16 protein-coding genes, 2 tRNA genes and 1 pseudogene are annotated in these 24,037 nt (G+C 49.0%); 7 read left to right on the plus strand and 12 right to left on the minus strand.

Annotation, left to right across the window (positions count from 1 at the left end):
- Positions 1–58: 58 nt before the first annotated feature.
- Together tenA and parC are read left to right on the plus strand one after the other, a co-directional pair.
- Positions 59–739, plus strand: coding sequence for a thiaminase II (tenA, locus tag LU290_RS09765; protein WP_277808395.1), 681 nt, complete (start codon positions 59–61; stop codon positions 737–739).
- 71 nt (positions 740–810) lie between these two features.
- Complete coding sequence (gene parC, locus LU290_RS09770) at positions 811–3,048, plus strand: DNA topoisomerase IV subunit A (RefSeq protein ID WP_277808396.1); 2,238 nt, start codon at positions 811–813, stop codon at positions 3,046–3,048.
- 262 nt (positions 3,049–3,310) lie between these two features.
- On the opposite strand, the pseudogene infB reads toward parC, so the two are convergent.
- The 8 genes and pseudogenes from infB to tpiA all read right to left on the minus strand — a co-directional run.
- Positions 3,311–5,872, minus strand: a pseudogene (infB, locus tag LU290_RS09775) (translation initiation factor IF-2); the annotation flags it as partial.
- A gap of 147 nt (positions 5,873–6,019) precedes the next feature.
- Complete coding sequence (gene nusA / locus LU290_RS09780) at positions 6,020–7,501, minus strand: transcription termination factor NusA (RefSeq protein WP_277808397.1); 1,482 nt, start codon at positions 7,499–7,501, stop codon at positions 6,020–6,022.
- 68 nt (positions 7,502–7,569) lie between these two features.
- Positions 7,570–8,067, minus strand: a complete 498-nt coding sequence (gene rimP / locus LU290_RS09785) for a ribosome maturation factor RimP (protein ID WP_277808398.1) — start codon at positions 8,065–8,067, stop codon at positions 7,570–7,572.
- A 168-nt stretch (positions 8,068–8,235) separates the two neighbouring features.
- Positions 8,236–8,312 (minus strand) — tRNA-Met (locus tag LU290_RS09790).
- Between the two features lie 136 nt (positions 8,313–8,448).
- Positions 8,449–9,093 carry a HEPN domain-containing protein gene (locus LU290_RS09795; protein WP_277808399.1) on the minus strand — a complete coding sequence of 215 codons (645 nt, stop codon included), beginning with the start codon at positions 9,091–9,093 and terminating at the stop codon, positions 8,449–8,451.
- A 163-nt stretch (positions 9,094–9,256) separates the two neighbouring features.
- A tRNA-Leu gene (locus LU290_RS09800) sits at positions 9,257–9,341 on the minus strand.
- 61 nt (positions 9,342–9,402) lie between these two features.
- Complete coding sequence (gene secG, locus LU290_RS09805) at positions 9,403–9,738, minus strand: preprotein translocase subunit SecG (protein ID WP_277808400.1); 336 nt, start codon at positions 9,736–9,738, stop codon at positions 9,403–9,405.
- 69 nt (positions 9,739–9,807) lie between these two features.
- The gene (gene tpiA / locus LU290_RS09810) at positions 9,808–10,554 is read right to left on the minus strand and encodes a triose-phosphate isomerase (protein ID WP_277808401.1); all 747 of its coding nucleotides are present in this window, start codon (positions 10,552–10,554) and stop codon (positions 9,808–9,810) included.
- A gap of 217 nt (positions 10,555–10,771) precedes the next feature.
- On the opposite strand from tpiA, the gene pilB reads away from it, so the two are divergent.
- The 4 genes from pilB (at position 10,772) to coaE (ending at position 15,354) form a co-directional block, all read left to right on the plus strand.
- Entirely contained in the window at positions 10,772–12,457 is a 1,686-nt protein-coding gene (gene pilB / locus LU290_RS09815) for a type IV-A pilus assembly ATPase PilB (RefSeq protein ID WP_441942088.1), read from the plus strand.
- Positions 12,450–13,691 (plus strand): type II secretion system F family protein, encoded by a 1,242-nt coding sequence (locus LU290_RS09820; protein WP_277808402.1) that lies wholly within the window; start codon positions 12,450–12,452, stop codon positions 13,689–13,691. Before pilB ends, LU290_RS09820 begins: the two co-directional genes overlap by 8 nt.
- Positions 13,688–14,599: a prepilin peptidase gene (locus LU290_RS09825; RefSeq protein WP_277808403.1), complete on the plus strand. Its 912-nt coding sequence runs from the start codon at positions 13,688–13,690 to the stop codon at positions 14,597–14,599. Before LU290_RS09820 ends, LU290_RS09825 begins: the two co-directional genes overlap by 4 nt.
- Positions 14,600–14,700: 101 nt before the next feature.
- The gene (coaE, locus tag LU290_RS09830; protein ID WP_277808404.1) at positions 14,701–15,354 is read left to right on the plus strand and encodes a dephospho-CoA kinase; all 654 of its coding nucleotides are present in this window, start codon (positions 14,701–14,703) and stop codon (positions 15,352–15,354) included.
- Positions 15,355–15,363: 9 nt separating this feature from the next.
- Here coaE and nfuA read toward each other — a convergent pair whose 3' ends face one another.
- The gene (gene nfuA, locus LU290_RS09835) at positions 15,364–15,990 is read right to left on the minus strand and encodes a Fe-S biogenesis protein NfuA (protein WP_277808405.1); all 627 of its coding nucleotides are present in this window, start codon (positions 15,988–15,990) and stop codon (positions 15,364–15,366) included.
- A gap of 161 nt (positions 15,991–16,151) precedes the next feature.
- Here nfuA and LU290_RS09840 point away from each other — a divergent pair, with 161 nt between their 5' ends.
- Complete coding sequence (locus LU290_RS09840) at positions 16,152–17,144, plus strand: bifunctional nicotinamide-nucleotide adenylyltransferase/Nudix hydroxylase (protein ID WP_277808406.1); 993 nt, start codon at positions 16,152–16,154, stop codon at positions 17,142–17,144.
- Between the two features lie 126 nt (positions 17,145–17,270).
- Here the strand turns inward: LU290_RS09840 and LU290_RS09845 are convergent, their stop codons facing one another.
- From LU290_RS09845 to purL, 3 genes are all read right to left on the minus strand, one after another.
- Positions 17,271–18,272 (minus strand): hypothetical protein, encoded by a 1,002-nt coding sequence (locus LU290_RS09845; protein WP_277808407.1) that lies wholly within the window; start codon positions 18,270–18,272, stop codon positions 17,271–17,273.
- A 151-nt stretch (positions 18,273–18,423) separates the two neighbouring features.
- Complete coding sequence (gltS, locus tag LU290_RS09850; protein WP_277808408.1) at positions 18,424–19,686, minus strand: sodium/glutamate symporter; 1,263 nt, start codon at positions 19,684–19,686, stop codon at positions 18,424–18,426.
- Between the two features lie 278 nt (positions 19,687–19,964).
- Entirely contained in the window at positions 19,965–23,909 is a 3,945-nt protein-coding gene (gene purL, locus LU290_RS09855) for a phosphoribosylformylglycinamidine synthase (RefSeq protein WP_277808409.1), read from the minus strand.
- Positions 23,910–24,037: the final 128 nt, after the last annotated feature.

Raw genomic sequence — 24,037 nt, forward strand, 5'->3', positions numbered from 1 at the left:
AAGTGTTTGCTTGGCTTTTTTATCGTCTTTTAAATAGCCCACTCATCAAGGAAGTATCATGCAATCATTCAGCCAGACCCTTTGGCAAGAAAACCTAGCCCTGTACGAGGCAACACTAAACCTACCCTTTAATCAAGAGCTTGCGGCAGGCACGCTGTCCAAAGCGGCGTTTAGCCATTATGTCATTCAAGATGCTCATTATCTGCTGGCTTATGGTCGAGCATTGGCAGTATGCGCCGCCAAAGCCTACGAGGCGGACGAGGTGATTTTGTTTAGTGAGGCGGCAAAGGTGGCGATTGTCGTGGAGCGGTCGTTGCATGATGGCTTTATGCAAGAATTTGGCATCAGCCGTGAGGATTTTTTGAATACGCCTTTGACTTTGGCGTGTCATCATTACACTTCTTATCTGCTTGCCTCTGCCTATGCTGACAGCTACCCTGTGGTGCTGGCAAGTCTGTTGCCGTGTTTTTGGATTTATGCCAAAGTAGGACAAGACATTTATGACAAATCCGCCCCAAACAACCCCTACCAAGCATGGATTGACACCTACGCTGGCGAAGAATTTCACACAGCGGTGCAAAAAGTGATTGCGGTGGTGGATAAAGTCGCCGCCCACGCTGACGAAACCACGCTTGATAAAATGCGCAAGGCTTATACTTATGCCGCCAAGTTAGAATGGCTGTTTTGGGAGAGCGCCTATCATCAGACGCATTGGCGAGATTTGGACGCACTTGGCTGATTTGGCTGAGCAAAAAACCCAAAAATTTGCTAAAATGGCGGTTAATTTTTTTTGATTAACCGCTTTTTTATATGACAACCAATCAGCCTACCTTTGACACTCGTGCCATCAGCGAATTTACCGAATCTGCCTACCTAAATTACGCCATGTATGTCATCATGGATCGTGCCTTGCCGCACATCGCCGATGGTCTAAAACCTGTACAGCGCCGCATTGTCTATGCGATGAGCGAGCTGGGACTAAAACACACCGCCAAGCCCAAAAAGTCTGCTCGCACGGTGGGCGATGTGCTGGGCAAATACCACCCACACGGCGACAGTGCGTGCTATGAAGCGATGGTACTCATGGCTCAGCCGTTCTCTTATCGCTATCCGCTCATCACAGGTCAAGGCAACTGGGGCAGTCCTGACGACCCAAAATCCTTCGCCGCCATGCGATATACCGAAGCCAAAATGTCCAATTATGCCAACACACTCTTGTCCGAGCTAGAACAAGGCACGGTGGATTGGGTGGATAATTTTGATGGCTCATTAAAAGAGCCTGCCACTTTGCCTGCTCGCCTGCCTAACATTCTTTTAAACGGCACCACAGGCATCGCTGTCGGCATGGCGACCGACATTCCACCGCACAATCTGACCGAAGTCGTCAAAACCTGCATTAAACTGCTAAAAAACCCTGCCCTATCCGTGCGTGAGCTGTGCAAAACGCTCATCGCTCCAGATTTGCCGACTCGTGCCGAAATCATCACACCAAGTGATGAGCTGATCACCATGTATGAAACAGGCAAGGGCAGCTACAAAATGCGCGCCACCTATCACATTGACCCCAAAGAAAAAAACACCGTCATCATTGACGCTCTGCCCTATCAAGTCTCAGGCAATAAAGTCATCGAGCAAATCGCCAAACTGATGACGGACAAAAAACTGCCGTGGCTTAACGACATCAATGACGAATCCGACCATGAAAACGCCTGTCGTATTGTCCTTGAATTTAAAAAAGGCAAAATTGACATTGAAAAAATCATGAACCATCTGTTTGCCATGACCGACCTTGAAACGAGCTTTCGAGTGAACATGAATGTGATTGGCATGAATGGCAAGCCACAGGTCAAAAACCTAAAAGACATCTTGTCTGAATGGCTAGAATGTCGCCGTGGCGTGGTCATTCGCCGTCTTGAACATCGTCTTGCCAAGATTGACAAACGCTTACACATTTTGGCAGGTCTTTTGGTGGCGTATCTAAACATTGATGAAGTGATCGCCATCATTCGCAATGAAGACGACCCAAAACTTGAGCTGATGAGCCGCTTTGGGCTGACTGACATTCAGGCGGACGCCATTTTAGACATCAAACTTCGCCAACTTGCCAAGCTAGAAGAGATTGAGCTAAATGCCGAAAAAGCCGCTCTTGAAGCTGAGCGAGCCACCATCGCCGAACAGCTTGCCAATCCAGACAGCCTAACCGCCCTGCTCATTGACGAGCTGAGTGCCGACATGAAAGCGCACGGCGATGAGCGAATGTCGCCTGTGGTCGTCCGAGACGAAGCCGCCGCCATCAAGCCAAGCGATTTGATTCCAAGCGAAGCGGTAACGGTCGTGCTGTCGCAGGCAGGCTGGATTCGTATGGCAAAAGGTCATGACATTGATGCTACCACACTCAGCTACCGCTCAGGCGATGGCTATCAAGCGTCCGCACAGGGCAAATCCAATGAAAAGCTGATTTTGCTTGACTCCACAGGTCGCAGTTACGCCCTAGACACCGTTCATCTGCCGTCTGCTCGTGGGCAAGGCGAGCCGATCACCAGTATGCTCAATCCACCAGCGGGGGCGAAAATTGAGCAGATTTTATTTGGTAATAAAGAACATCAGGTCTTGCTTGCCAGTGCGTCAGGCTATGGTTTTGTGGGGCAATTTGCCAACTTTGAAACCAACCAAAAATCAGGCAAGGCCATCATCAACCTAAACGAATCTGCCCTACTGCCTGCCCACACCGTCCGCCCTGACGACACGCTGGTGGCGGCATTGACCAATGCTGGCTATTTGTTGGTTTTTGAATTGTCCGACCTACCAAGTCTGGCAAAAGGTAAAGGCAATAAAATCATCAATCTAAAAGACAAAGATGGCGAAAGCCTGCTTGCTCTTGTCAGCCTAAAAGCCACCGACAGCCTTGCCATCACCGCAGGCAAACGCACGCTCACCATCAAGCCTGCCGACCTAGCAAACTACATGGGCAAGCGAGCCGCTCGTGGCACAAGGCTGCCGAAGGGTTATTGGGGGGTGACAAGCTTAAAAACCGTTTTGGATGATTAGGCAATACTTGTTACTGTGGACAAAATTTATTACCCAATTCATATTAAAATGGCATAAAAAATGTTCACCACAAGCTTGACTTCGGCTGACGGTTTTTCGTCAGAGTCCCAAGCTCACTTTGAGAAAAAAAAACTTAATTTTGGTGTGTTTTAAGGGTTAATTAATATATGGTGAATATACCCCCAATCAGCCACCTACTGAATTTTTGACATAAAAAACACCCCAAAAGTGTCTAACTTTTGGGGTGTTTTGTTGCTTTGTCTTACAGCTGGCGCTTGACTTCGTGGATCTCAAAGACCTCGATCTTATCGCCCACCGCCACTTCGTAGCCCTTGACCGCAAGACCACACTCCATCCCAGCTTTGACTTCATTGACATCGTCTTTATAGCGACGCAATGATTGTAGCTGACCTGTGAAGATGACCTTATCATCACGCAGAACACGGATTGGCTTGTTGCGATGGATCGTACCTTCTTGAACCATACAGCCTGCCGCCGCACCAAACTTACTTGAACGGAACACTTCACGCACCTCAGCGATGCCCAAAATCTGCTCACGGTGTTCAGGTGCCAGCATGCCGCTCATCGCCGCCTTGACATCATCAATGAGTCCGTAGATGACGCTATAATAACGGATGTCGATACCAGCTTCGTCCGCTTTGCGCTTACCTGCCGTGTCGGCACGCACATTAAAGCCAAGCAAGACCGCTTCACTCGACTCTGCCAAGATCACATCAGACTCGGTAATCGCACCGACGCCTGAGCTGATGACACGCACCTTGACCTCATCGGTCGATAGTTCATCAAGCGCACCCAACAGCGCCTCCAAAGAGCCACGCACATCGGTCTTTAAGATGATGTTTAAAGTGGCAACCTCAGCACTGCCCATGCTGTCAAACAGGGTGTCCAGACGCATCTTGTTTTGGCGTTCTAGCACACGATCACGCTCACGAGCGGCACGGAAATCCGCCACTTCACGGGCTTTTTTCTCGTCAGAGACCACCAAAAATTCTGAGCCTGCCATCGGTGCATCAGGCAAACCTAAGATCTCAACTGGAATTGAAGGTCCTGCCGTTTTAATGCGCTGACCATTTTCATCGGTCATCGCACGCACTTTACCATAAAACTCGCCCGCCAAGACCAGATCGCCTTGGTTTAGCGTGCCTTTTTTGACCAGTAGGCTTGCCACCGCACCACGACCTTTGTCGATGCGAGATTCGATGACCACACCTTGTGCTGCACCATCCACAGGGGCTTCAAGCTCCATGATCTCAGCTTGAATGCTGATGGTTTCAAGTAATTCATCAATACCCATGCCCGACTTGGCAGAGACTTTGACCATCGGCACATCACCACCCCACTCTTCTGGAATGACTTCTTTGACAGACAGCTCATTGATCACACGCTCAGGATCGGCGGTGTCTTTATCCATCTTGTTGATGGCGACGATCAGTGGCGTACCTGCTGCACGAGCATGGTCAATCGCCTCTTCGGTCTGCGGCATCATGCCGTCATCGGCAGCCACGACCAGCACGACGATGTCAGTCGCCTGCGCACCACGAGAACGCATTGCCGTAAAGGCGGCGTGACCTGGGGTGTCTAGGAAAGTGATCACACCACGCTCTGTGGTGACATGGTATGCACCGATGTGCTGGGTGATGCCACCAGCCTCGCCAGATGCCACCTTCGTGGTGCGAATTTTGTCCAGCAATGAAGTCTTACCATGATCGACATGACCCATGATGGTAACGACAGGCGGACGGGCTTGGATATTACCCGACTTTTCATCAACAGATTCTTGCAAATCGTCTTCAAGCTTGGTGTCAGAGACAAGCACCAGATTATGACCAAATTCCTCAACCACAAGCGATGCGGTGTCTTGGTCAATAGAATCTGACTCACGCACCATCTCGCCCATTTTCATCAAGGATTTGATGACTTCACGGACTTTCACCGCCATCTTTTGAGCAAGGTCAGAGACCACGATGGACTCGCCCACTTCTACATTATAGATGATCTTTTCAACAGGCATTTCAAATTTGTGCTTGTTCGCTTGCGATGATTTTAGACCACGCTGTTTTGGTCTGATTTCAAGCTCTTCTTTGCCCTTTTTCTTGCCGCCTTTGCCACGACTGGCGTTGGTGTTGGTGCCACGCTTAATCTCACGGCGTTCTTTTTCAAACGACTCTTCTAGGGCTGCGCCCACCAAGCCCTTTGCCAAAGGCTCATCTTTGCGCACGATGGTGCTGACGGTGTCGTCTTTTTCGCTATAACGGCTCGCCATCTGTTTCATCTGTTCTAGCGTGCGATTTTGGGCATCGATGGCAGCTTTGCGGCGATTTTCCGCTTCCAGCTGACGCAGTTTTTCTTCTTCTGCCTCACGAGCCAGACGAGCCTCTTTCGCCTCGGCGGTCTCTACCTTGGCAGGCTTTGCCGCTGCTTTTTTGGCTTTGTCCGCTTTGGTCTTGTCGGCATCGTCATCTTTTTTGGCTTTTTTGACCACCACAGAAGCACTGCCAGACTCAGACTTACTCTCATCTGTGCTATTGGCACGCATCGCCGCCAAGGTCGCCGCTTGGCGTTCGGCAGCTTCTTTTTTGCTGCGTTCGGCGGCTTGTTTTTCTTCAAGCTCTTTTAGGCGTGCTTCTTCAGCCGCTTTTGCTTGGGCAGCGACTTCTTCGGCGATTTTGTTGGCGTCGGGTTTTTCAAAAACGATTTTTTTGGTTTTGACCACATTCACCGCTTTTGCCTTGCCAGAAGTACCAGTGACTTTGGCGGTGGAAGTGGTTTTTGATTTAATACTGATGCGTTTATTTTTATCTTGGGTAGAATCTACCATAATTTCTCACCTAATTTTTGGTCAGAGCAGCTCAGCCCTGTGTTCGATTGCTTGCCAAATCCCAAAAACAGGCTTGGCAAGCGTTATTTAAATGTACCCATCACAAGGTACTCATATTGTAGGCACACATGATCATTCAAACCATGACTGACGGGCGCTCATGATGAGCTGACCTGCAAGCTCTGCCGTCAAGCCTTCGATGTCTTCAATGTCAAAGACAGCCTGCTCAGCAAGGTCGTCAAGCGTAATCACATCACGCTCGGCAAGCTTATAAGCAATCTCACTCGTCATGCCATCCAAAGCAAGCAGCTCATCGCTTGGCTGTTTGATGTTTTTTTGCTTTTCAAGTTCGTCAGCGATGACGACTTCTTTGGCTCGCTCTTGAATGGTGGCGATCGACTCATCGTCCAAGCCTTCGATGTCATGGAAAGTCTCAACTGGCACATAAGCGACTTCTTCGATGGTCGTAAAGCCAATTTCTGCCAAAGCTTCTGCCAGATCTCTGTCCACTTCCAGACGCTCATAGAATAGATTGATGATCGCCTCTGATTCTGACGCTTGGCGTTCTAGGTACTCTGATTCTAGCATCATGTTGAGCTTATAGCCTGTCAAATCAGACGCCAAGCGCACATTTTGCCCTTGCGAGCCAATGGCACGGGCAAGCTGATCATTGGTGGCAAAAATGATGTCCGCCGTGCGATTGTCCTCATCAAGCGCAAGACTGGTCACATCGGCAGGCTCTAAGGCACTGATGATGTACTGGGCAGGATCATCGCTCCACACCACCACATCCACACGCTCGCCGTCCAGCTCTTGTTGTACCGCTTGGATACGAGTGCCACGCATACCAATGCACGCACCCACAGGGTCAATGCGATGATCGTTGGTCTTAACAGAAATCTTAGCACGCAAACCCGGCAGACGAGCCACATCACGCACCTCAATGATGCCTTCGCTGATCTCTGGCACTTCTTTGGTCATCAAAGCAACGAGCATGTCTTTGTGCGTGCGAGACAGCAACAACTGTGAGCCACGACCATCACGATTGACCTGATGAAGTAGTGCAGTCACTCGTGATTTTGGGCGCAGCATTTCACGGGGCAAAGCCTGATCTTTGGCAAGATAACCTTCGGCATTATCGCCCAAATCAATCACATAACCATCACGGCTTTGTTTTTTCACTTCACCAGTAATCAACTCGCCCACACGAGCTTCAAAGGCATCAGCGACCAAAGCACGCTCTGCTTCACGGATTTTTTGGATGATGACTTGCTTGGCTTGGGTGGCAGCGATACGACCAAATTCAATAGACTCAATTTGTTCTTCTTTGATGTCACCAATTTTCCACTCATTTTCGTCCAAATCACTGATGGCAAGCTGGCAAGCTGGCATTTCGTGATCTTCGTCAGCGACCACCGTCCAATAGCGATAAGTGTCATAATCGCCTGTTTTGCGGTCAATCGCCACACGAATCGCCACTTCTGGCTGTTCGGTATAGACTTTTTTCTTGGTAGAAACGACCAAAGCCTGTTCAATCGCTTCAAAAATATCTTCAGGATTTAGCCCTTTTTCGTTACTTACCGTCTCAACAACGGTCAAAATCTCACGGCTCATCTTCGATCCTTTGGGTTAATTTTAGGTTAATTGGTTGAATGGGGTTTTAAAGACTTAAGAATAACGCATCAATCTTCGTAAATCAGATTGGCTTTATCCACATTGTTAAATTCAATGTCAAATTCTAGCTTGTCTTCGGTGATGACTTTCATGCTCGTCTCGCCCACCTCAGTCAGGCGACCGACCACTTTACGGCGTTTGATGTCGCCAGTGCCGATGGCATGAATCAGACGCAAATTGACAATCTCGCCGACAAACAAAGCCACCTGCTCTGGCGTAAATAACGGACGATCAAAGCCAGGGCTTGACACTTCTAAAATGTACTCGCCTGCGATGGGATCGTGCACATCCAGCACGCCTGAGACTTGGTGATTGACCGCAGAGCAGTCATCGATGGTGATGTGCTCGCCTGCTGCACGCTGCTCGGCAGTCACCTCGATATAAATTCTTAGTAAAGACTTGCGACCTTGCGGCATGAACTCAATGCCCCACAAGTCCACGCCACACGCCTCGACAGCGGGGGTGATGAGTTCGGTTAATTCAGCGATTTTACTCGATGGTTTCATGTGTTTTACACTATCCTTATAATGAAAATCGGCAAATGACAAATACAAAAAAACCCACAAAGCATCTTGGTGGGCTATCAGTCATCAATCAGCCTAGCCTTATCACTTCATGGAAAGATAAGACACCTTATATTACACCATTTGGTAAAAAATAAGGATTTTAAAAAGTGGTAGCGGGGGCTGGATTTGAACCAACGACCTTCGGGTTATGAGCCCGACGAGCTACCAGACTGCTCCACCCCGCATCAATTTAGAGTGCCATTATAGCATGATTTCTTTTATTGTCAATAAGTTTTAAAAAAAATTTCGCAGACAGCCCACCATGACAAGCCAAATGGCAAGTTTCATATCCATCTGGCATCATCATACTTGGTCATCGTATCAATCCACCACAGGATAAAACGGTCTGCCCCAATCTTTATTACTATTATTAAGGACGATCTGCACAATCACAGGAATGATGTCAGTCAAAATCCGACAGCCATCTTTAAGTTGAGCTCGGTTAATGCTACTGCCATAAGTCGCCCCGCCGTGGACAATCTGATTTCTAAGCACATACAAGCGGTCAAACACCACCATCAACACTCCATGTGTATCTTGCACCGCCAGTGCATTGAATGCTTTTTTATTGGACTGCTCAAAATCCTCTTGCCATGCTCGCTCTGTCATCATTCCTGCTTGATATTTCCAAAATGCCGCAAAGACATAACGGTTGTCTAGCATGGTGCGAATATTGCCAGAGAATTTATGCCAAATCAAATCATACAGCACTTTGTCTTTATCATACTGACAAACTTTTGTTAAAAACTCAATAAAAATCGCACGGTCAGGACTCTCTTCACCCAAACGGCGAGCATAAATGGCATTAAACGCAATCCACAAGCTAATAAACTGCATATCCAAATCATCGTGCGTATTTTGGGCGTTTTCAAGCCAACTTAACGCACGGTGCAAACGCAGATTTAACTCATCGGAGCGAGTTGATTTACCCGCCTGATAACACGCTTTAAGTTCTGCAATATTCATTTTATCTTCCTAATTTTTAACAATGGCAACCATCACGCACTCAAAATACCACAAATTTTTGACCAGATGTCAGTAGCCAAAACCAACCCAATCACAATGACAAGTATCAGCAGATTTAAAGAATAAAAAAATCCCCAAGTGCGACACTTGGAGATTTTAAATTTGGTGCGATCGGAGGGACTTGAACCCTCACGCCGTGAAGCACCACCCCCTCAAGATGGCGTGTCTACCAATTCCACCACGATCGCAAATCATCGCCTATTATAATGATAAATCTTAAAATATCAAGCGATTTTTATCATTGATTCATCATTGGTTGGTTGAAGTGGCAGGCTCAGTGGTCTGCGGCTGTGTGGCGCTTGTGGCAGGCGCACTTTGAATCACAGGAATGTCAAGGCGTCGCTGTGCCTCTGCTTGTTCTTGTGCATACCACGCCAAGCCCATGCTCGTCACAAAAAATATGGTCGCTAAAATCGCTGTCGCACGGGTCATAAAGTTTGCCGAGCCTGCCGCCCCAAATACCGTGCCTGCCGCCCCTGCGCCAAATGACGCACCAGCATCTGCGCCTTTGCCATGCTGCAATAAAATAAAGCCAACCATCGCAATGGCGATGATGATGTGTAGTGCTAATAATACTGTAAACATAATTTTCTCTTGGCTAATTGCCGAAATATTACCGTCAAAATCGTTATCAAATCATTTAAAATCAATGACTTAGGCTGATTTTTCAAATGCCTGTACAATGACCGAAAAACTCTCCGCCTTCAAGGACGCACCGCCCACCAACGCACCATCGACCACATCACAGCTGGCAAACTCGGCGGCGTTTTTGTCATTGACACTGCCACCATACAGCACGCAAATCTCATCAAGCTCTTTATTGGCAAGGGCTGCCTTGATATGGCGGTGGGTGTTTGCCACTTCAAAGACGGTCGGGGTAAGCCCTGTGCCAATCGCCCAGACAGGCTCATAAGCAATGAGCAGTTTTTCTTGTGGCACGCCCAAGCCGTCTAGCACCGCAAGCTGCGTGTCAAGCACCGCAAGCGTTTTGCCATGTTCGTATTCGTCTTTGGTCTCGCCAATGCAAAGCACAACCACAAGTCCATGCTCGATGGTTTGGCTGATTTTTTTGGCAAGCAAAGCATTGTCTTCGCCATGATACTGACGGCGCTCTGAATGTCCGATGATGGCAAATTTTGCGCCCAAATCCGTCGCCTGAGCCGCCGACACATCACCTGTAAAAGCACCAGTCGCCCCAAACGCACAAACATCTTGCACGCCTGCCCACGCTTTTGAGCCTGACAAAATCTCGCTCACTGCCGCCAAATGCACAAAACTTGGCGTGCAACCAACATGACAGCCTGCATTATCCGCCATTTTTTTGATGGCATGAGCAAGCGTGGTCGCTTCGGTCAAAGTCGCTGGGTTTAATTTCCAATTACCGATGACATATTTTGTCATGAATCCGCCCCTTGTATTCACCTGTCGTTCACTTGGCTGTGTTTTGCCACACTCATCATGAATTTAAACGCATCATTATAACGCATTTTTTGGCAGATTTTGAATAATGTTGTCGATTTTTTGTCAATTTTCTTAATTTTTCTGATTTTTCCAAAAAATCCTTGGCAAACGCTCGTGAAATTGGCGCAAAATTATAGTATGATGACGGATAATTTTTGTGAAAAATGCGGCTATGAATGCGTCATTGACAAGCAATCTTGGGCGATTTTTGCTCGAAAAAAACCTGATGACCCAAGACGAGCTGAGCGCTCATGAAACTCACGCAGCGCAGGCTCAGCTGAGTCTTGCACGATATTTGGTGCAAGGCGATCATCTGCCATCAACCGTGATCGCCCAGACTTTGGCGCAGACGCTTGGCGAAAAACTGGTGGATCTGGACAAAATCTCTCTTTCTGAGCTGCCAAAAAGCGTGGATGCCGCCGTGCTGTCTCGGCTGGAAGTACTGATTTTGGCACAAAAAGAGGGGCAAGTTTTTGTCGCCACCAGCGACCCCACACGCACGCAGATGCTCGCTGAGATCGCCTTTGTCACAGGGCAACACGCCACAGCCGTGCTGGTCGATGAAGCCAAGCTGTCCGCCGCCATGCAAAAGCTCAACATCAGCTCAGCGCACAGTTTTGACGATGGTTTTGACGATGACGAACTGCCAGCCATCGACAATGCTGACGACACGCTGGACGCACCGACGGTGAAGTTTGTCCAAAAAATTCTCTTTGACGCCATTCATCAAGGGGCGTCTGACATTCATTTTGAGCCGTTTGAGCAGTATTATCGGGTGCGTTTTCGCATTGATGGCATGATGCAAACCATCGCCAAACCGCCCAAAACTTCTGGCAACAAAATCAGCACTCGCTTAAAAGTGATGGCACGGCTTGACATCGCCGAACGCCGAAAACCCCAAGATGGACGCATTAAATTTTTGCCACACAAAAACAGCCAAAAAGCGGTGGACTTTCGTGTCAGCACCGCCCCCACGCTCCATGGCGAAAAAATCGTCCTGCGCCTGCTTGACTCCGCCCAAGCGCTCATCGGCATCGATTCGCTTGGCATGAACCACGCTCAAAAAAGCCTATTTTTAAACGCCCTTGCCAAGCCGCAAGGCATGATACTCATCACAGGTCCGACAGGCTCGGGCAAAACGGTGTCGCTTTATACAGGGCTTGGCATTTTAAATAAGGCGGACATCAACATCCAGACGGTCGAAGATCCTGTGGAGATTCAGCTTGATGGTGTCAATCAGGTCAATATCCACCCAAAAATCGGGCTGGATTTTGCTGATGTTTTGCGGGCATTTTTGCGTCAAGACCCTGATGTGATCATGGTGGGCGAGATCAGGGACATCGAGACAGCACAGATTGCCATCAAGGCGGCTCAAACAGGGCATTTGGTACTATCGACTTTGCACACCAATGCTGCCATCGATACGCTCATTCGCCTAAAAAACATGGGCGTGGCAACTTTTAACATCGCAAGCTCGGTCACGCTCATCATCGCCCAGCGTCTGGCACGCCGTCTGTGTGATAAATGCAAGCGCCCTGTACAAATCCCCACCCAAAGTCTCATCGAGCTGGGATTTAGCCCCCAAGACATTGCACAAGCGACCTTCTTTGAGCCCGTCGGCTGCCACGCCTGCAAAGACGGCTACAAAGGGCGCATTGGCATTTATGAAATGCTGCCCATCACCGCCGAGCTTGCCACACTCATCATGGCAGACGCACCGACACAAAAGCTGTTGGCACACGCCAAGGAAAATGGCTTTTGGACGCTTAGAGATTCTGCAAAAGCCATCGTCGCACAAGGAATCATCAGCATTCAAGAGATGGAGCGCTTAACGCATGACTAAGCCCTTGCGCCCAAGAACCGCCAAAGTAGCCAAGCCCACCGAAAAGACCTTCTTATATAAAGGCGTCTCATTGCGTGGCAAAAAAGTGGCAGGAGAAATCGACGCACTGAGCGTTCAGATGGCACGCATCAAGCTGCACAAACAAGGCATCAACGCCACCACCATTTACAAAAAACGCGCCCAAATTCCTTGGGTTAATGCAATCAAATCCATCGACATCACGCTGTTTTTTCGTCAGCTTGCCACCATGCTTTCAGCAGGACTGCCCCTAACCCAAGCGCTTGGCATCGCAGAACAAAACAGCAAAAACACCGCCCTAAAAACCATCATCAGCACCATCAAAACCGACATCGAATCTGGCTCAAATTTCTCCAAAGCCATCGCAAAGCACACCGCATTTAGCCGCCTGTCTGTGGCACTCATCGACGCAGGCGAACGCTCAGGGTCGCTTGATGTCATGCTCGAACGCATCGCCCATCACCAAGAAAGCCTAGAATCACTCAAAAACAAACTCAAAAAAGCCGCACTCTACCCCATCGCTGTGCTCATCGTCGCCATCGTCGTCACGACCATCTTACTGGTGAAAGTCGTGCCGATTTTTGCCAAGACTTTCGCCGACTTGGGCTCTGAGCTACCCGTACCCACCCGCATCATCATGGCGCTCTCAGAAATGCTGGTGGCGCATTTTTGGATAATGAGCTTGATGGTGACTGGCGCGGCTGCCTTTATTTTGTATTTGCATCTAAAAACCAATAAAATCAAGCATTTCATTGACAAAATCAGCCTAAAACTACCGCTCATCAGCCAATTAACCAAAAAAAGCGCATCGGCTCGGTTTAGCCGCACCCTTGCCACGACCGCAGGCGCTGGCGTTGAGCTTTTAAGTGCCATTGAGCTGTCCGCACAAGCCACCAATCATCACGCTTTCATCAAAGAACTACAAGGCGTGGGCAATAAAGTCCGTGATGGTCAAAAGCTCAGCCAAGCCATGTCGCAAAGCACGCTGTTTTTGCCGATGACGGTGCAGATGATTGCGGTGGGCGAAGAGTCTGGGCAGCTGATCGCCATGCTTGATAAAGTGGCAGATTTTTATGACGGTGAAGTGCGTGAGCAGATCGACAGCCTGACCAGTCTCATCGAGCCTGCCATCATCGTGGTGCTGGGCGTGATCGTCGGTGGCGTGGTGCTGGCGATGTATCTGCCGATTTTTGAAATTGGGACGAATGTGCCATGATGGATTTGACACCACTTCTTATTGCCATCGAGCCATTTTTTATCAAGCAGCATGGACTGTTTGTGCTGATGATGGGCGTACTTGGGCTGATGATAGGCAGCTTTATCAATGTCGTCGCCCATCGCACGCCACGCATCATGATGGATGAGTGGCGTCATGAGATCAGCCAATTCATCGCCGAAGACCATGCCATCAGTACCGCCACCAAGCATGAGATCATCAAGCATTATCAGTCTGACCCCAAGCTTAGCCTGTCTTACCCACGCTCGCACTGCCCGCACTGTCAGCAGACCATTTCGTGGTGGCAAAATATCCCCCTGATAAGCCATGCGTGTCTTTTGGGTCGTTGTGCGTTTTGCCGTGCATCCATTAGCCTGACATATCCTGCCACCGAGCTTTTGTGCGCCCTGCTTTCTATGCTCATGGCGCATCATTTTGGGATGGGTGTTCAGGCGGCTTTTGCGGTGGTCTTGGTGTGGTTTTTGTTGGCGCTGTCATTGATTGATTTGAAAGTGCAGCTGCTGCCCGACCGCCTGCTTGTGCCTTGTGGTATTGTTGGGCTGATTGCCAATCTTTATGGCGTTTTTACCACGCCAAGCCTTGCCATCTGGGGGCTGGTATTGGGCTTTGTGTCGTTTTGGCTTATCAATGCCATTTTCAAACTCATCACAAAAAAAGACGGCATGGGACTGGGAGATGCCAAGCTCTTGGCGGTGCTTGGGGCTTGGCTTGGGGCTTGGGCGCTGCCTTTGGTGGTGTTTATCGGGGCGTTGTTGGGCGTGCTGATTGGCGCAGCTTTGGGAAAAAAACGACAAGCTTTCGCTTTCGGTCCTTATTTGGCGGTGGGCGGTGTGGCAGCGCTACTTTGGGGCGAGGCGCTGTGGCGTTGGTATTTAAGCGGCTTTTGATGGCATAAATGATGGCTTGATTTTAAGATTGGTATCATCGATTTTGCAATTTAGACAATATTTATTAGACAAGATTTAAGTTTTGATTTGAAGGACAATACATGCACACATTAACCATCGGCTTAACAGGCGGCATTGGCAGCGGCAAGAGCGCCGTGAGCGACTGGTTTGCCAGACAAGGCATCGATGTCATTGACGCTGATGTCATCGCACACGCCATCACGGCTAAGGGCAGCGCTGTTTTGGACGAATTGGTCCAATCTTTTGGTGAATGGGTTGTCATCCAAGGTGGCGAGCAGGTCGGCGAATACAATCGCAGCGCCATGCGTAAGCACATCCTTGACAACCCCGACGCCATCCACACGCTCAACGCCATCACCCATCCACACATACAAGCACGCATCAAAAATGAGCTGTCTTCTAGCACGAGCGCCTATCGCATCTTATCGGTGCCGCTGCTTGTCGAAGGCATGGACAAGCCAACAAGCCTTGCCACGCTTTGTGATCGCATCTTGGTGGTCGATGTACCCCAAGACCTGCAATTACAGCGAGCTTTGGCACGAGACGCCGCCAAGCTAAGCACACAAGACGACCCTGCCGCCTACATTCACGCCATCATACAAAAACAAGCGTCACGCCAAGCCCGACTTGTCATCGCTGACGATGTCGTGGATAATGGCGGAACGCTTGATGAACTGTACGCCCAGCTTGATGTGCTACATCGGCGTTATTTGCAGATGGTAGAGCACCCCTAAACGCAAAATTTACTTATAATACGCATTTTGCGTTTGGCTGTGGTCGGTCTCATCGACCACCTGCATGAGCTCTGGAATGGCTTGTTTTAGCTGCACTTCCACGCCCTGACGCAAGGTGACATCTACCGCTGAGCAGCCTTGGCAGCCGCCGCCAAATTTTAGCACCGCTGTCAGCCCTGCCTCATCTTCGATCAGATCGACCAGCTCCACCATGCCGCCGTGACTGGCAAGATTTGGGTTGATTTCTGATTGCAAGACATAATTGATGCGCTCTTCGACGCTGGCATCCTCGCCCACTTGCGGTACTTTGGAATTTGGCGCACGGAAAGTCAGCTGTCCGCCAAAACGATCTTTATTATAATCGATCACCGCATCATGCAGATAAGGAATGCTCGGTGCGTCAATGTGCGCCGTGAATGCCTCAAAAGCGATCTGCAAGTCGCTTTCGTCCACCTCATCAGGCTGACAATAGCTCATGCAGCACTCGGCTCGTGGCGTACCCGGATATTCCACAAAAATACGCACGCCAATACCCTCAACCTCTTGCTTGGCAAGCAGCTCTGCCAGATAAGCTTGGGCGGATGGCGTGATGATGATATTACTGCTCAGTGGGGTGTTGTCGGCGGTATCGCTCATGATTGTTCTCTTTTGAAATGTTTTTGAGTGAAAAAGATGGTTTTGTGATGATTTTAGACCAATTTGGTCAATCGATTCGTATGTATATGGTAACAAGGCGTGATTTTATCAAGATGATTTGCTAAACTTTTTGTGATTTATTTTATGCAAGGAACATCGTCATGACTTACGAATTTGATTATTTAGTATTTATTGGACGCTTTCAGCCCTTTCATCATGGGCATGAATTTGTCGTCAAACAAGCCTTAACGCGCGCCAAGCGTGTCATCATGCTCATCGGCTCGGCAAATAGCGCTCGCACCACCAAAAATCCCTTCACTTTCGATGAGCGTGCCAAGATGATTCTAAATGCCTTTGGCGATGAATACGATGGCAGAATTTGGTGTCAGCCGCTCGATGACACGCTATACAACGACCACAAATGGCTACAAAATATCCAGCACAACATCACGCATTCGGTAGAAGAAGACGCCCGCATCGGCATCATTGGACACACCAAAGACGACAGCTCCTATTATCTGTCGCTGTTTCCCAACTGGGGAGCGATTGAATTGCCAAGTTTTGAAAATCTATCCGCCACGCCACTTAGAAAGAAATATTTCGCACAAGGCGAGATTGACGACAACATGCCTAAATCATCGCAAGATTTTTTGGCAAATTTTAAAAATTCTGACGACTATGACCGCCTCGTCAATGAATACAAACACATTCAATCGTTCAAAGATGACTGGAAAAGTGCGCCTTACCCCCCTGTATTTAGCACCGCTGATGCGCTTGTTGTGCAGTCAGGTCATGTGCTACTTATCGAGCGTGGCGGCGACTATGGGCGTGGACTTTGGGCGCTTCCTGGCGGATTTTTGGATCAAGATGAAAGTTTATTGCAATGCGCTTTGCGTGAGCTGCGTGAAGAAACAGGACTTGACATTGATAAGAAATTTTTAAAAACAAGTCAGATGTTTGATGCGCCTGATCGCTCGCCACGAGGTCGCACTGTGACAAAGGTGCATCATTTTGAGCTTGATGGCAATGCCCTACCCAAGGTGACAGGCGGCGATGATGCCAATCGTGCCTTTTGGCTGCCGCTGGGCGAGCTTGATGGCACTAAGATGTTTGAAGATCATTATAGCATCATCACCAAAATGCTTGGGATTTAGCTTGGGGTTTAGCTTGATATTTGATACTGAGGATTTGGACACAAAGGCATGATAAAGTCTTGACCATGACCCATAAAAAAAACGGCAAGTAGTATTGCCGTTTTATGCTTGATGTGCCAAACAAAGTTAAAACAGCACTTCCACACGCCCAAACGCACCCACATGATGATCTCGGTCTTGGGTTTTGTCATTATAATAACTCACATCGCCCTGCACAAACAGCCACTCACGCCACACCGGCTGACGGTAGCTGACATAAGGACCATAGACATTGAGATTGACTCTTTTGTCCTCTATGTTGCCGCCTGCATACAAGCCATAACCAAACTCACGAGTGCCATGCTTGCCTTGCCAGTAATGCTGCTGATAAAAGCTGTTGCCCCAGTTGAGATCCTCGGTGTGCTTATGCGCATAGGCAAGATGGGTGCGGTTGATGAGCGCACGAGTGGCAGACTGTGGCTGGCTAAATTCTAGCGTGGAGACCGCCGAATGCTCACTCTTTGAGCCGTAGCGATACATCTGGTCAAAGCGTGCCTTGATGTCGTGGTCAAGCTGCCATTCTTTGTCGGCACGCACTCGCACAAAGACATCATCAGAGCGCACACCCAGATCGACATCGGTGTTGATACCTGTTCTTTCTCGAAACTGCGACCATCTTAGGCCAAAAGATGAGTTTTCATCACGGCTTTGTCGCCTGTCAAATCGACGCTCCGTGCGCTGGACGATACGCTCGTCGTTATTGACACCGCCTTGACCTTCGATGTCCAAATCCTCATCACCAAAGACAAGGCTTAGGCGGTTTTCAAGGGTGGGCAGCTTTAATTTGCCACGCACACGAGGCTTGACGGTCGTGCCATCGTACTCATTCCAGTGCGTATCCACCATCACACGCAAGCTTGCACGAGCAGGGTCGCTTGGGTCGGTCGTACCAAACCAGCCGTCCATCTTATGCGCCGCTTTATTCAAATAGTCCTTGGCATCATAACGGCGGACATCCAGCCAAGTGCTTTGCGTCTCATCACGCACCACTGGCGGCATGCCCTCGCCCATCAAGTATGTCTCATTTTCGCCATCGGCATGAGCGCTCATACTAAGCGCCGCCGCCATACACATCGCCCACTTTTTCATGCGCTCACCGTCCATCAATCTAAAATATGGCAAATTGTAGCATAATTTGCCTGCCAAGCCATCATTATTTTGGCTCTATAACAACAAAAAATCCCGCCAAAGTAGCGAGATTTTTTGTTGATTTTGTTTTCTGATTTTAGGCAAGATGCCATCACATGAATGGTAATTTTGTGAAAGCCTGCAACACGATGGCATTGACAATATCCACAAAGAACGCACCCACCATCGGCACGATCAAGAATGCCTTGTGCGATGGCACATAGCGGTCGGTGATTGCCTGCATGTTGGCGATGGCGGTCGGTGTCGCACCCAGACCAAAGCCGCAGTGACCTGCCGCAAGCACTGCCGAATCATAATCACGACCCATGATGTTAAAAGTCACAAAAGATGCATACAGCACCATGACGATGGTCTGAATGATCAAAATCACCAAAATCGGCAAGCCAAGACCCGCCAGCTCCCACAGCTTTAATGACAGCAGTGCCATCGCTAGGAATAATGACAGTGCCGCATTACCAAAGACATCGATGGCACGGTCAAACATGTCAAAGTTGAAAACAGTGGTCAAGACATTGCGAATCACCACACCACCAAACAGCGCCCACACAAAGGTCGGCAGCTCAAACCAAGTGTCCTTAGCGATGCCTGTCATGATGTCGGCAAATGCCAAACACGCTGCAAACAGCGCCAAAGTCTCAATGGCTGATGTCGCCGTGATCAAGCGATTGCTATTAGCTTTCTCAAAAATCTCCTCAGCAGCATAATCTTTGCTCGTGGTATTTGGCTCACCATCAAGCGATTTAACCTCTGACAGCGAACTTGCCTGTTCAAGCTCTCTTGGTTTTAGACCCAATTTTTTAATCAGACGCTGCGCCACAGGACCGCCGATCACGCCACCTGCCACCAAGCCATAGGTTGCACACGCCACGCCCAAAGTTGTCGCCGCTGCCACGCCATAAGTCTGCTCTAAGGTCTCGCCCCATGCGCCTGCCGTGCCATGACCGCCCGTCAATGAGATCGAGCCTGCCACCAGACCCAGCATCGGATCAAGCCCCAGTGCCATCGCCGAACCAACGCCGACAGCGTTTTGAATGACGATAAAAATAGACACTAGCACCGACAGCATCAAAAGCGGCGCACCACCTGCCTTTAAACGGGTAAAATCTGCCGACAGACCGATGGATGCAAAGAACATCAACATGAAAGCCGTTTGTAACTCTCTTTGGAAAGTAAAAGTATAGCCAAAAAAAGCATACAACGCATAGACAATCGCCGCTGCCACCAGACCGCCCGCCACAGGCTCAGGAATGTTAAAATTCTCCAAAAACTTGATTTTCTTGACAAGCAGCTTGCCCAAAAGCAGCACGATGGTCGCCAAAATCAGCGTATAATAACCATTTAACACAATTTCCATAAACACTCCAAAAAAAATGGCATAAGCAAGGCTTTGACACCTTCCTCATGCCATTTTTATCTAAAAAAACCTTTATTATCAAATGAAATCACGAATCAAGCAATGAAATGACTTCTTGTCATTACCAAAACCTTTCATGACCCAAGCGCCAAACATCACCAAAGGCAGGCGCAAGATAAGCCGAGCCATTATACAAAATAATGACAAAAAATCAAACCCTCTTTCCACATCAACAAAAAAGACCGACAAAATGCCGATCTTTTTTTGTTTTTAGATGATTAACGCAAGAACGCTCGTGCGTTACGGAACAGACGCATCCACGCACCGTCATTTGCCCACTCGTCAGGCTTCCACGAGTGATTGACCGCACGCAAAGTACGCTCTGGGTGTGGCATCATCAAAGTAACACGACCGTCATTGCTACAAATGCCCGTTACGCCTTGTGGCGAGCCGTTCGGGTTTAGCGGATAATGTTCGGTTGGGTTGCCTTGACTGTCTACATAACGAAGGGCGATTTGTCCGCTGTTTTCAAGCTCGGTGCGAGCCTTATCCGACAAATTGGCATAGCCTTCACCGTGTGCAATCGCCACTGGCAAAATGCTGTCTTGCATGCCTTTTAGTAGCACAGATTTGGTGCGTTCTACACGGACATTAACCGTACGAGCTTCAAAACGAGCCGATTTGTTGGCGATAAAGCGTGGGAAATGCTCCGCCCCAATCATCAAGTCTTTAAGCTGGCTCATCATCTGACAGCCGTTACACACGCCAAGTGCAAAGGTCTCTGGACGATGGAAAAAGCGTGCAAACTGCATACGAAGTTCGTCATGGAATAGCACCGAATTTGCCCAGCCAGAGCCAGCACCCAGCACATCGCCATAGCTAAAGCCGCCGCACGCCACCAAGCCTTCAAAATCACGCAAATTGATACGACCACTCATCAAGTCGCTCATATGCACATCGATGGCATCAAAGCCCGCACGCACAAAGCCTGCCGCCATTTCTAAATGACCGTTTACGCCCTGCTCACGCAAGATGGCGACTTTTGGCAAGCTGGTACGGCTATTGACATACGGAGCTTCAACCGCCAAATCTAGGTCATAATTTGCCTGTGCAATCAGACCGTGATGATTGACATCGCTGATTAGGGCAAATTCTTGGTCAGCACACTCTGGATTATCACGCATTGAAGCGATGGCGTGGCTGACTTTTGTCCATTCTTGTTGCAGTTCGCTACGAGCAAATGACAGATTGACGCTTGGCGTAACAATGCTTAGAATGTCCTCATTTGCACCACCTGCTGGGGTTTGCTTGACTTGAGCGATTAGGCTTAACATACCATCAACGCCGTGCGACTTGGCAAGTGCCACCAAGTTTTCGGCATCTTCTGGCAATACTTGTACCACCGCACCCAATTCTTCGGCAAACAGCTGACCCAAAAGATTATCATCGCTTAGGCTTAGGCTGATGGCTTGACGGCTGGCAAACTGCATCTCGGCAACAGCAGCAATCAAACCACCATCGCCAATGTCGTGATATGCCTTAATCAAGCCATCTTTGGCGGCCTCTTGGATAAAGGCAAAGAAATTTGCCAAATCTTGGGCTTGGTCAAGGTCTGGGCAGTCATCGCCAAGCTGACTTAGAGTCTGAGCAAAAATCGAACCGCCCAAACGCAATTTGCCCTTTGACAAATCCAAGCGATACAATGCCGAATCTTCATTGACCAAAGCAGGTGTTAGCGTCGTCGCCACTTCTTGTACTGGGGCAAAGGCGGTGATGATTAGGCTCATTGGCGAGCTGACAGACTTATCCGCACCGTTATCCTGCCAGCCTGCTTTCATTGACAAGCTGTCTTTGCCCACAGGAATGGTAATGCCAAGTGCAGGACACAGCTCTTCGCCCACCGCATAGACCGCATCAAATAAGGCTGCGTCTTCTTTTTCGTCACCGCACGCCGCCATCCAGTTTGCCGATAGCGTGATGTCGCTGATTTTGGCAATGCGAGCTGATGCGATGTTGGTCACTGCCTCACCCACCGCTAGGCGTGCTGACGCTTGTGGGCTAATCAGTGCCACAGGGGTGCGTTCGCCCATTGCCATCGCCTCACCTGTGCTGGCAGTCAGGCTTGAACTGGTAACTGCACAATCCGCCACAGGTACTTGATAGCGACCAACATATTGATCTTGGGTTACCATACCTGTGATTGAGCGGTCGCCAATGCTGATTAGGAATGACTTGCTTGCCACCGTTGGGTGTCTTAACACATCTTTGATGCTCGTTGCCAAATCCACGCCTGACACATCAAGCGGATGCAGTGCATTAGCCGTACGGGTAAAGCTGCGTTTCATTTTTGGCGTGCCACCAAGCAAGACTTGCATTGGCATATCCACAGGCTGTTCTGGCAGTAGGCTGTCATCGACTTTTAGCTCACGCACCGCAGTCGCTACGCCTAGTACCGCATACGGGCAACGCTCACGCGCGCAGATTTCATCAAACAATTTTTCGCTTTCAGGTGCAATCGCAAGCACATAGCGTTCTTGAGCTTCGTTTGACCAGATTGCCATCGGACTCATGCCCGCTTCTAACGATGGCACTTTACGCAAGTTTAGGTGCGCACCCAATTCATGATCATCGACCAGCTCTGGCATTGCATTTGACAGACCGCCTGCACCGACATCGTGGATTGAGATGATTGGGTTTTGATCGTTGCCATCTTGTGCCATCGCCCAACAGGTGTCAATCACTTCTTGGCAGCGGCGTTCCATCTCAGCATTGTCTCGTTGTACTGATGCAAAATCTAGACCTTCATCAAGCTCGCCACTGTCTACCGAACTGGCTGCACCACCGCCCAAGCCGATTTGCATCGCAGGACCACCAAGCACGATCAATAAATCGCCTGCTTTGATGGCATTTTTTTGTACCAAGTTACGCTTGATGTTACCATAACCACCTGCAATCATAATCGGCTTATGATAGCCACGCATTTGGCTGCCGTCTTGCTCGGTCGAAGTGTCTAGTTGGAATGTACGGAAATAGCCGTTTAGATTTGGACGACCAAACTCATTGGCAAATGCCGCACCGCCCAAAGGACCTTCAATCATGATGTCCAATGCCGATGCCATGCGTTCTGGCTTGCCGTATTCAAATGCCGATACTTTGCCTGATTGTTCCCATTTTTCTGGCATATTTGGCAGATGTAGATGCGACACGCTAAAACCCGTCAAGCCTGCTTTTGGCTTACCGCCACGACCTGTCGCACCCTCATCACGAATCTCGCCACCAGCACCTGTCGCCGCCCCTGCAAATGGTGCAATGGCGGTTGGGTGGTTGTGCGTTTCGACTTTCATCAAAATGTCGATTTGCTCATTGTGAAAGCCGTACTGTGCCTCGCCTGCCTCATTTTTGGTTGGATAAAAACGCTCGGCAACAAAACCTTCCATCACCGCCGCATTGTCTTTATAGGCTGACAAAATGCCGTCAGAATTTTTTTCGTGTGTGTTGCGAATCATCTTAAACAGCGATTTTGGCTGCACTTCGCCATCGATTGTCCATTCGGCATTAAAGATTTTGTGACGGCAATGCTCTGAGTTGGCTTGGGCAAACATCATCAGCTCGACATCCGTCGGATTGCGACCCAGCTTGGTGAAGTTTTCGACCAGATAGTCGATGTCTTGGGCAGATAGAGCAAAACCATACTCAGCATTTGCCTCTTCAAGTGCCGCTTTGCCACGACCGATGATGTCCACCGAGCTTAGATGGGCAGGTTCGCCATCGACAAACAACGCTCCCACTTCTTCTAAATCATAGCTTAGACTTTGGGTCATGCGGTCGTGTAGGATATTTTCGGCAACTGCTGGCAGTTTGGCTGGTAAATTATCGCCAGTCAAGGTAAACACCACCACACGCTCAACACGATGAATGCCCACACCGCAGTTTTTAAAGATGTCGGTTGCTTTTGATGACCACGGGCTGATCGTACCAAAGCGTGGCGACACCACGACTTGCAGCTGACCGTTTTCGGCTTGTCTTAGGGCAATTTCTTCACCTTGATTGAGCAAGTTGAGTGCTTTTTGGCGATCATCGGCACTGATGCTGCTATCAAACACATAGACTTGCTGGCTATCAAGCGACTCAATTTTTAGCCCAACTTTTTGTTCAAGCTGTGCTGCCAATTTTTTGGCCTGAAAATCGGTTAAAAAACGATGACCTGCGATGGTGCTAATCATGAGATACCCTTGCAAACATTGAAAAAATAAATGCCTAATATTATAACAGATTTTGGGTGGTTTTTCCTGTAAATTTTTTGGGAAATTTTAAGCCTTTGCCATTAGACACACCCCTATTTTTATCAAAC

The sequence above is a fragment of the Moraxella nasibovis genome, from assembly GCF_029581575.1.
In the GTDB taxonomy this organism is placed as follows: domain Bacteria; phylum Pseudomonadota; class Gammaproteobacteria; order Pseudomonadales; family Moraxellaceae; genus Moraxella; species Moraxella nasibovis.

Bases quoted from the DNA above. Each gene is read 5' to 3' on its own strand.
- tenA (WP_277808395.1), top strand. From the start codon at position 59: ATGCAATCATTCAGCCAGACCCTTTGGCAAGAAAACCTAGCCCTGTAC.
- parC (WP_277808396.1), top strand. From the start codon at position 811: ATGACAACCAATCAGCCTACCTTTGACACTCGTGCCATCAGCGAATTT.
- nusA (WP_277808397.1), bottom strand. From the start codon at position 7,501: ATGAGCCGTGAGATTTTGACCGTTGTTGAGACGGTAAGTAACGAAAAA.
- rimP (WP_277808398.1), bottom strand. From the start codon at position 8,067: ATGAAACCATCGAGTAAAATCGCTGAATTAACCGAACTCATCACCCCC.
- LU290_RS09795 (WP_277808399.1), bottom strand. From the start codon at position 9,093: ATGAATATTGCAGAACTTAAAGCGTGTTATCAGGCGGGTAAATCAACT.
- secG (WP_277808400.1), bottom strand. From the start codon at position 9,738: ATGTTTACAGTATTATTAGCACTACACATCATCATCGCCATTGCGATG.
- tpiA (WP_277808401.1), bottom strand. From the start codon at position 10,554: ATGACAAAATATGTCATCGGTAATTGGAAATTAAACCCAGCGACTTTG.
- LU290_RS09820 (WP_277808402.1), top strand. From the start codon at position 12,450: ATGACTAAGCCCTTGCGCCCAAGAACCGCCAAAGTAGCCAAGCCCACC.
- LU290_RS09825 (WP_277808403.1), top strand. From the start codon at position 13,688: ATGATGGATTTGACACCACTTCTTATTGCCATCGAGCCATTTTTTATC.
- coaE (WP_277808404.1), top strand. From the start codon at position 14,701: ATGCACACATTAACCATCGGCTTAACAGGCGGCATTGGCAGCGGCAAG.
- nfuA (WP_277808405.1), bottom strand. From the start codon at position 15,990: ATGAGCGATACCGCCGACAACACCCCACTGAGCAGTAATATCATCATC.
- LU290_RS09840 (WP_277808406.1), top strand. From the start codon at position 16,152: ATGACTTACGAATTTGATTATTTAGTATTTATTGGACGCTTTCAGCCC.
- LU290_RS09845 (WP_277808407.1), bottom strand. From the start codon at position 18,272: ATGAAAAAGTGGGCGATGTGTATGGCGGCGGCGCTTAGTATGAGCGCT.
- gltS (WP_277808408.1), bottom strand. From the start codon at position 19,686: ATGGAAATTGTGTTAAATGGTTATTATACGCTGATTTTGGCGACCATC.
- purL (WP_277808409.1), bottom strand. From the start codon at position 23,909: ATGATTAGCACCATCGCAGGTCATCGTTTTTTAACCGATTTTCAGGCC.